Origin of the sequence: Tenacibaculum sp. AHE14PA, from assembly GCF_019278465.1 — a bacterium.
Lineage (GTDB): Bacteria > Bacteroidota > Bacteroidia > Flavobacteriales > Flavobacteriaceae > Polaribacter > Polaribacter bernardetii.
Map to the genome: position 1 here is coordinate 1150426 of NZ_CP058983.1, position 9575 is coordinate 1160000.

Annotated in this window: 8 protein-coding genes and 2 rRNA genes (1 of these 10 running past the window's edge); 1 reads left to right on the plus strand and 9 read right to left on the minus strand. The window is 34.7% G+C overall.

All coding sequences use genetic code 11. The features are described from left to right. Window positions 1-24: 24 nt before the first annotated feature. The 6 genes from H0I30_RS05225 to H0I30_RS05250 all read right to left on the minus strand — a co-directional run bounded on the left by H0I30_RS05225 (window position 25) and on the right by H0I30_RS05250 (window position 6017). Complete coding sequence (locus H0I30_RS05225) at window positions 25-849, minus strand: energy transducer TonB (RefSeq protein WP_218773242.1); 825 nt, start codon at window positions 847-849, stop codon at window positions 25-27. 55 nt (window positions 850-904) lie between these two features. Next, window positions 905-1297: a biopolymer transporter ExbD gene (locus H0I30_RS05230; RefSeq protein ID WP_218773243.1), complete on the minus strand. Its 393-nt coding sequence runs from the start codon at window positions 1295-1297 to the stop codon at window positions 905-907. Beyond that, window positions 1297-1977 (minus strand): MotA/TolQ/ExbB proton channel family protein, encoded by a 681-nt coding sequence (locus H0I30_RS05235; protein WP_218773244.1) that lies wholly within the window; start codon window positions 1975-1977, stop codon window positions 1297-1299. The genes H0I30_RS05230 and H0I30_RS05235 overlap by 1 nt, the downstream gene beginning before the upstream one ends. Before the next feature lie 141 nt (window positions 1978-2118). Then, window positions 2119-3519 carry a sodium:proton antiporter NhaD gene (gene nhaD / locus H0I30_RS05240; protein ID WP_218773245.1) on the minus strand — a complete coding sequence of 467 codons (1401 nt, stop codon included), beginning with the start codon at window positions 3517-3519 and terminating at the stop codon, window positions 2119-2121. Between the two features lie 14 nt (window positions 3520-3533). After that, a complete protein-coding gene (locus tag H0I30_RS05245; protein ID WP_218773246.1) occupies window positions 3534-4766 on the minus strand; it encodes a Glu/Leu/Phe/Val dehydrogenase dimerization domain-containing protein in 1233 nt (410 codons plus the stop codon). 192 nt (window positions 4767-4958) lie between these two features. After that, window positions 4959-6017, minus strand: a complete 1059-nt coding sequence (locus tag H0I30_RS05250) for an anhydro-N-acetylmuramic acid kinase (RefSeq protein WP_218773476.1) — start codon at window positions 6015-6017, stop codon at window positions 4959-4961. Window positions 6018-6106: 89 nt separating this feature from the next. Between H0I30_RS05250 and H0I30_RS05255 the strand changes: the two genes are divergently transcribed. Beyond that, on the plus strand, window positions 6107-7249 hold the full coding sequence (locus H0I30_RS05255) for an acyl-CoA dehydrogenase (protein WP_218773247.1): 1143 nt from the start codon (window positions 6107-6109) through the stop codon (window positions 7247-7249). A 322-nt stretch (window positions 7250-7571) separates the two neighbouring features. Here the strand turns inward: H0I30_RS05255 and H0I30_RS05260 are convergent, their stop codons facing one another. The 3 genes from H0I30_RS05260 to H0I30_RS05270 all read right to left on the minus strand — a co-directional run. Continuing rightward, window positions 7572-8360: a tRNA pseudouridine synthase A gene (locus tag H0I30_RS05260; RefSeq protein ID WP_218773248.1), complete on the minus strand. Its 789-nt coding sequence runs from the start codon at window positions 8358-8360 to the stop codon at window positions 7572-7574. A gap of 62 nt (window positions 8361-8422) precedes the next feature. Continuing rightward, window positions 8423-8531, minus strand: a 5S ribosomal RNA gene (gene rrf, locus H0I30_RS05265). Between the two features lie 99 nt (window positions 8532-8630). After that, window positions 8631-9575: ribosomal RNA gene (locus tag H0I30_RS05270) — 23S ribosomal RNA — on the minus strand (it continues 1940 nt past the right edge of the window).

The following is a 9575-nucleotide window of genomic DNA, read 5'->3' on the forward strand; positions in this document are numbered from 1 at the left end:
AGATGACATTATTTTATAAGTTACTTATTTAGACAAAGAAAACTTGTAGATAATGGTTCCTCTTTGTTTTGACGGCGCATTTAATGCTGCATTCCATTTTGTTCTTAAAGCAGCTTCTTTTGCTGGCTTTAATAAACACGCTGCTGTATTTGTTGATCCTTTTACTCCTGCAATAGCTTTGATTACTTTTCCGTTTTGATCCACCTCAATACTAACAACCACTGTACCTTCTTCTTGGCAATTTGGTTTTTGTATGGGTTTAGAAAGCGCGGTTCTTCCTTTTAAATTATAATTTCCTCCAGAGCCACTTCCTGAATTTCCATAATATTTATTAGCATTCGGATCGCCTTTTTCGTTTCCTTTTACCCCTGATTTATTATCATCTCCTTCTCCTTTTGTTGCGCCATCTTTTGAGGTGCCGTTTAATAAACTATTTAAGGCATCGGTGGTTTCTTTTGATGGTGTAGGTTTTGGTTTCTTTTTGAGTATTACTTTTTTGGGAGTTTCTGTTACTGCTTCCTTTTTTTTGGTTGATTTTTCTATAACAGGAACCTCTTTTGCTGTTTCACTCGTAATTACTTCTTCCTGAACTGTTTCTTGAGGCGTTTCTTTTACAGGCTCTTCAACAACTTCTTCTTGTAGTTTTTCTGGTGTCGATTGTGCTTTTGTTTTTTCTACGGGTTCACCACTACCAACTTCCGAATTTCCGAAATTAATAGCCAATCCGTATTCTATAGGTGGATCTAAATATTTCATTCCGAAATTAAATACTCCAACAATTAAAAGCATCAGAATAACGGCCGTAATAATGGCTGACTTACGTTTATGTTCGGTTTCAAATATCTTCATCCTACTAACTTCTCACTATTTTTTCCTCGAGAATCACCCCGAAGTATTATTTAAGTTATTTAGCTTTTACAGCTAAAATCATTTTTAATTTATTCTTGTTGGCAATATCAATAACTTTCATTACGTTTTTATAAGGTGCATTTTGATCACCTCTAATAACAATGGTTTTCTTTTTATCTATACCAACTTTGGTTAGAATTGTGCGTTCTAAATCAGCTGAATTCACCTTCGTCTTATCAATATAAAAAGCAGCTTTATCGGTAATGGTAACGGCAACTACTTTGCTACTTTCTGTTTTACCGCCTGCCTTTGGCAATAAAACATCAATGGCACTTACCGTAACTAATGTGGATGTTAGCATGAAAAATATCAATAACAAGAAGACAATATCCGTCATAGACGACATATTAAAACTTGGATCAACTTTATTTCTTCCTTTTAAATTCATTATGCTGGTTCGTTTAGTAAATCTAAAAACTCTACAGATTTTGCTTCCATTTGATGCACCACTTTATCAGTACGAACAACTAAATGGTTATAAGATATATAAGCGATAATACCAACAATTAATCCACCTACTGTTGTTGTCATTGCTGTATATAACCCGTCTGAAAGTAATTTAATATCAATCTGACCACCTGAATTTGCGATTTCGTGTATGGCTACAATCATTCCTATTACGGTACCTAAAAAACCGATCATTGGCGCAGCTCCAGCAATTGTTGCCACAACAGAAACGTTTCTTTCTAATTGATATACTTCTAATTTTCCCGCATTTTCAATTGCTTTATTAATATCGTCTAATGGCTTTCCTATTCTAGAAATTCCTTTTCCGATTAAGCGTGCTGTAGGAGAATTCGTATGCTCACATAAAGCTTTCGCACTTTCTATCTTTCCGTTTGTTATGTGATCTCTGATCTGATTCATGAAGTTTTTATCTACTTCAGAAGCTGCCTTGATTGCAAAAAAACGTTCGAAATAAATGTACAATGCTACGGCTAACAATACAAAAAGTAGGCCTATAATAATTTGACCTCCTAAACCACCATCTTTAATTAACTGAAGTATAGATAATGTTTTTTCTTCGGATATTGTTTCTTTTAAATTTTCTTGAATAAATAATAACATCAACTTCTTTTTTAAGTGCTTTTAATACTAACGATTCTTTTATGCTTTAATTGTTTTAAAAAAAATCACCTTAAATTAATAACGCACAATACAAAGTACATTATTAATTCAAAATGATTTTTTAACACTTTTACTACTTTATTATATAATAAAACCTCTCATGATAACAAAGGCAATTGACCCCACTAAAAAGCCAACGAATGCTAACCATGATATTTTTTTCAAATACCAAAAGAAATCTATTTTTTCCATACCCATTGCTACAACTCCTGCTGCAGAACCAATAATTAACATAGAACCTCCTGTACCTGCAGAAAAAGCAATAAAATGCCATAACGGATTATCTATTGGCTCAGAAAACATTCCTAATGAAGCTGCTACTAGAGGTACATTATCAATCACTGCAGATCCGATACCTAATAATATTACCACTAGATCTGATACGTTTGTACCTGCTACTTCTGTACCCATTAATGGAATACTTTGCTTTAAACTATCAGCAAAATTAAACAGAATACCTAAAGATTCTAAAGCTGCAACAGCCATTAAAATACCTAAGAAAAATAAAATACTAGGCATCTCTATTTTAGATAATGAAGCATGTACAGGACTGTGGTGTGCATGAGCCTCTGACTCTGCACTACTATTATAATCTGTCATAGAAAACTTAGTTCTACTATAAATTTCAGCAAATGTTGCTACTACTGCTAGCGATAGCATCATACCCACATAAGGAGGTAAATGTGTAACCGTTTTAAAGAATGGTACAAATACAATAGCTCCTAAACCTAAATATAACATTCTCGCACTATGCGGACTTTTCTTAGTATCTTCTTTTACTTCATCCGATTCAATATTTCCTTGAAAAGCTGGCAAGAAAGAAGCGATAACTGTTGGTACAATCATACATAATAATGAAGGTATAAATAAATAAACTACTAACATTTGTGTACTTACTTTTTTACCAATCCATAACATGGTTGTTGTTACATCTCCAATAGGAGACCATGCTCCACCAGCGTTTGCTGCAATAATAATTAAACCCGCAAACCAAATTCGATCTTCTCTTCTTTTTACGATTTTCTGTAAAATAGAAATCAATACTATTGTTGCTGTTAAATTATCTATAATTGCTGATAAAATAAATGCTAATATCCCAAACATCCACAAGATTTTTTTCTTGCTTTTTGTTTTTACGTAATCTTTAATTGTTGAAAATCCGTCGAAATAATCTATAATTTCAACAATGGTCATTGCTCCTAAAAGGAACACTAATATTTCGGCTGTTTTACCTAAATGATGTAATAAGGTTTCTTCAACCAAATGTAATTTATCATTATGAGGTAAACCTGCAAAACCTTCGACCAAAGCATGCTGCGATGAATCAAACCAATTGGTAAAACCATCAACTCCTAATGCCACTAATGCCCAACAAATGGCCATCATTACTAATGCCGGAATTAATTTATCTAATTTTATATTATGCTCTAAAGTAATGGCCAAATATCCCATTACAAATACTAAAATAATAGCTGCTTCCATTTTTATATTTTAATTTATATCAATTCTTTTAATGCAATTTCAAATGCAGTTGAACAAATTTTTGTTTTCGATGCACTTTTTGTAAAAGTTCTTTGTAATGCTTTTTTAATAATGTTTGAGGTGTCATCAAAAATAGCTTTATCTTCCATTGGTAAAGCAACTTTAGCTTCCATTAAGTAAGCAAAAACCCTTGCGATACCACAATTAGAAATAAAGTCTGGCAATAAACTTAAGTGATTATCAGTATACTCCATAATTGGTCCGAAGAAAATCTCTTTATCTGCAAAAGGAACATTTGCTCCTGGAGATATTACTTCTAAACCTGTATCAATCATTCGCTGTACTTGATCTTGAGAAACTAATCTTGATGCTGCTGCAGGAACAAATATTTCTGCTGGCAAGCTCCAAATTTTACTATTGATTTCATCAAAAGGAATCATATCACTAGTAACTAACTTGTTACCGTCTTTAGCTAAAAATAAATCTTTCATTTCTTCCATAGAAAATCCATTTTCATTTATAACTCCGCCTTCTCTATCTATAATTCCAACAACCTTTGCTCCTAACTGAGTTAAGTAATACGCTGCTGCTGAACCTACATTTCCAAATCCCTGAACAATGGCTCTTTTTCCTGCTATATTACCACCGTAAATAGTATAATAATGCTTTACTGCTTCGGCAACACCATAACCAGTTAACATATCTGCAACCGTGTACTTTCTTGATAAATCTGGTGAGAATTGCTTGTCTTCAATCACTTTAATTACCCCCTGGCGTAACTGACCAATTCTGTTAATTTTATCCGCTTCGGTAGGTTTAAAATGTCCATTAAAAATACCTTCTTGTGGATGCCAAACTCCGCAGCTTTCTGTAATCGGAATTACATCTTTATCTGCATCAACATTTAAATCCCCTCCGGTACCATAATAATGTTTTAATAACGGAGTAACCGCTTTATACCAACGTTCTAAAACACCTCTTTTTCTTGGGTCGTTAGGGTCGAAGTTAATTCCTGATTTTGCACCTCCAATTGCCGGTCCAGAAACGGTAAACTTAACTTCCATTGTTTTTGCTAAAGATAAAACCTCATTCTTGTTTAATCCTTTACGCATTCTTGTTCCTCCACCGGCAGCACCACCTCTTAATGAGTTAATAACAGTCCATCCTTCTGCATCAGTTTCTTGATCTCTCCAATGAAAAACAATTTCCGGCTCTTTTTGTTCATATATTTTAAGTAAATCTTTCATAAATATCTTCTAATAAATTTTCAACTCCAATTTGTTATAATCTTTAATATTTTTTTTCAAAATAATCCCTTAAAGAGAAGTTAAAGTTGTGTCATTTAAAAAGTTTTTTGATTGTTATTATTGCTGTTAAAAACAGACTGTCACAAACTTACCATAAAAAAATGATAGCTCAAATATTTTAATTTAAAAATACTAAACATTAAAAATCACTCCTGAAGAATGGTCTTTTTTTGCCCCTGTTACACTACGCAAACAATTCACCTGATTTTCAAGACGTAACAAGCCTAAAAAAGCAAAAATTAAGGCTTCTTTGTAATTGATAAGTTCATTGGATTGGATTGCTATTTTATTACCAGCATAAAATTCGATTCTCTGCATTAAAAAAGAGTTAAAAACACCGCCTCCAGTTATTAAAACCGATTCATTTTTATGAATGATTTCCCCTATTTGAATCGCTGAATGTTCAATAAATGTTCTTAAAATAGTCGGAATATCATGCTCCATTTTATCTATCAACGGAAAAATATTTGTCTGAACCCATTCTAACCCTAATGATTTTGGTGGCGCTTTTTTATAAAATTCTAAAGCGTTTAGCTTTTCTAGTAATTCGTAATTTATTTTACCTGTTACTGCTATTTGTCCTTTATCATCATATTCAAATCCTAGTTTTTGCACATAATAATTTAACACAATATTTACTGCACAAATATCAAAAGCTATTCTCTTTTTATTTTCTTTAAACGACACATTTGCAAAGCCTCCAAGATTTACACAGTAATCATAATTAGCAAACAATAACTCATCTCCTATAGGAACTAGCGGAGCTCCTTGCCCTCCATAAGTAACATCTTGCGTCCTAAAATCACAAATCACTTTTTTATTTGTAATTTCAGAAATCACTTTTCCATTACCAATTTGAAGTGTAATTCCTTTAGCTGGTTCGTGTAAAATTGTGTGTCCATGAGACGCAACAAAGTCAACATTTTTTATATTATTTTTTTTGATAAAAACATCAATCTCAGCTCCTAATAACTCCCCATAATCAATGTCTAATTTCAATAATTTTTCTTCAGAAAAATGAATGGCTGTTTGCAACTTTTCATTCCAATCATCTTTATAAGAAATAGTATCTGCAGCTAGTATTCTAAAGTTTTTATACTCCTTTTTATCAAACTGAACAAACACTAAATCTATTCCATCTAATGATGTTCCAGACATCAAACCTATAATAAAGTAAAAATCGCTATTCATATCTGTAAAAATAATAAAACTCTGTTGAAAATATGCTATGAAAAAAGTATCTTTGGAATCAAATTTTACGAATATAATAATCATATATAATGGATTTTAGTTTAACAGAAGAACACATAATGATTCGTGATGCAGCACGTGATTTTGCACAAAACGAATTATTACCAGGAGTAATTGAAAGAGATAATGCACAAACCTTTCCAGACGAATTAGTTCGTAAAATGGGTGAAGTTGGTTTTTTAGGTATCATGGTAGATCCTAAATATGGAGGAAGCGGAATGGACGCTATTTCATACGTATTAATTATGGAAGAACTTTCTAAAATTGATGCCTCTGCCTCTGTTATGGTTTCTGTAAATAACTCATTAGTGTGTTATGGACTAGAAGCATATGGTACTGAAGAACAAAAACAAAAATATTTAACAAAATTAGCTACTGGTGAGCAAATCGGAGCGTTTTGTTTAAGTGAACCTGAAGCAGGATCTGATGCAACTTCTCAAGCTACAACTGCCGAAGATAAAGGTGATCACTATTTATTAAATGGTACCAAAAACTGGATTACCAATGGTGGTCGTGCAGGTGTTTATTTAGTTATCGCACAAACCGATCGTAGTAAAAAACACAGAGGTATCAACGCTTTTATTGTAGAAGCTGGAACGGAAGGATTTCATGTAGGTCCTAAAGAAGATAAATTAGGAATTCGTGGTTCTGACACGCATACTTTACAGTTTAACGACGTAAAAGTACCGAAAGAAAACAGAATTGGTGAAGACGGATTCGGATTCAAATTTGCCATGAAAACATTATCAGGTGGTCGTATCGGTATTGCTGCACAAGCGTTAGGTATCGCTTCTGGTGCTTATGAATTGGCTTTAAAATACTCTAAAGAGCGTAAAGCATTCGGAACAGAGATATGTAACCATCAAGCAATTGCTTTTAAATTGGCTGATATGTACACTGAAGTTGAGGCTGCAAGAATGTTAGTAATGAAAGCTGCATGGGATAAAGATCAAGGTAACAACTACGATATGTCTGGTGCAATGGCTAAGCTATACGCTTCTAAAGTTGCCATGGAACAATCTGTTGAGGCTGTGCAAATTCACGGTGGTAACGGATTCGTAAAAGATTACCATGTAGAGCGTTTAATGCGTGATGCAAAAATTACTCAGATTTATGAAGGAACTTCAGAAATTCAGAAAATTGTAATTTCAAGAGGAATTATAAAAGGATAAAACCTTTTCTATTTAACCTTAGCGGAGAACTATAAACAAAAAGTCCATCATTAATTTGATGGACTTTTTTTGTTTATACCCTATATAACTTTTCAACCTCGTTTAAATTTATAAACAAATCAACTCTGGATCACCTTTTACCCATACACGGTATTTTCTCCCTTTATCATTCACATTTTACCTTTTACCCTTTTATATGTGTATTATCACAAGAGTCGCGCTTATAGTTTATCTTGAACGAAGTCGAAAGGTACTCGCTTTTTGTTCATCCTTTACAAAAGAGCTCAAACAAAACTACAATCGCTAACGTGTGTATTTATAATTATGGATTTTTAAATTCCAATTTATGTAAATGCAAACCCGAAGCCGGTGCAATATTTTTTACAAAGTCAATATCAGATGTCGGAATAAGACTCTCTTTAATAAAATCCAAATCAAACTCTCCTTTTCCTAAATCATGTAATGCTCCCATAATTAAACGAATTTGATTTCTTAAAAAACCTTCTCCTCTAACAACCAACACAAAACTTTCTTTCGGAAAAAATGAGGCGGTTAATTCAGTATTTACTTCAATTCTACAATAGACAATCTCTCTTTCTACTTTCGTTTCTTCAGTTGGTTTTGTGCAATAACGTTTATAATTATGAAAACCTTCAAACAACGATGCACCTTGTTTCATTAAATTAACATCTAATTTTTCCCTAAAACGTGTTAAGAATGGTGCAGCATACGGATGATTTTTTTCTCCGTATGAAAAATAATAGCGATACTCTTTTAACTTTGGATGCTGAATAATATTAAAATCTTTTTCAATATTTTCAATCTTTAACGCACGCATATCTCCAGGTGCATTCGCATTAAAGTCAACCATAAATTGCTCAAAATCTACCTTCTCGTCTATAAATAATTGAAAAGCAAAATGAGTCGCCGAAACTCTTGCATCAGTTCTACCAACACCTAAACTCTTAAGGCGAATACCTTTATAGATAAACTTCAATGTTTTATCTAAAAAAAGATGGCCCGTTTTTAAGTTTGGTTGCTTTTGCCATCCATGAAACCGAAACCCTAAATACTGTAAGGTAACTAAGTAGGTGTGTTTATAATTCATCATAACTAAACTAGTTAAATTTCGCGTAAAAAAAAACCTCAATCTATAAAGATTGAGGTTTAAAAGAAAGGCAACGACCTACTCTCCCACCATTGGCAGTACCATCGGCGCAAATGGGCTTAACTTCTCTGTTCGGGATGGAAAGAGGTGAGCCCCATTGCGATAATCACCTTAAATCGTTCAGTATATTGCAACTGTATAAGTTAACATATTAGTAAAATCATATCGTAAATTATCAAAAGAGTTTGCGTCCCGACCCGAAAGTCGGGAACTATACATAAGCCTATGGGTTATTAGTAATACTCGGCTATGACATTACTGCCTTTACACCTGTATCCTATCAACGTGGTAATCTTCCACGACCCTTTAAAGAAATCTCATCTTGTGGTGGGTTTCGCGCTTATATGCTTTCAGCGCTTATCCCTTCCCAACGTAGCTACTCTGCAGTGCTCCTGGCGGAACAACAGATACACCAGAGGTTAGTTCAACTCGGTCCTCTCGTACTAAAGTCAAATCCACTCAAATTTCTAACGCCCACAGCAGATAGAGACCGAACTGTCTCACGACGTTCTGAACCCAGCTCGCGTGCCACTTTAATGGGCGAACAGCCCAACCCTTGGGACCTTCTCCAGCCCCAGGATGTGACGAGCCGACATCGAGGTGCCAAACCCCCCCGTCGATGTGAGCTCTTGGGGGAGATCAGCCTGTTATCCCCGGAGTACCTTTTATCCTTTGAGCGATGGCCCTTCCATGCGGAACCACCGGATCACTATGCTCTACTTTCGTACCTGATCGACCTGTATGTCTCTCAGTCAAGCTCCCTTATGCCATTGCACTCTACGCACGGTTACCAAACGTGCTGAGGGAACCTTTAGAAGCCTCCGTTACTCTTTTGGAGGCGACCACCCCAGTCAAACTACCCACCACGCACTGTTCTCATTGCTGAGTTAGACTCTAGATAAGCAAAGGGTGGTATTTCAAGGACAACTCCACAACGCCTAGCGACGCCGCTTCATAGTCTCCCACCTATCCTACACATTACTTATCCAAAACCAATACGAAGCTATAGTAAAGGTTCACGGGGTCTTTTCGTCCCGCTGCGGGTAATCGGCATCTTCACCGATACTACAATTTCACCGAGCTCATGGCTGAGACAGTGTCCAGATCGTTGCACCATTCGTGCAGGTCGGAACTTACCCGACAAGGAATTTCGCTACC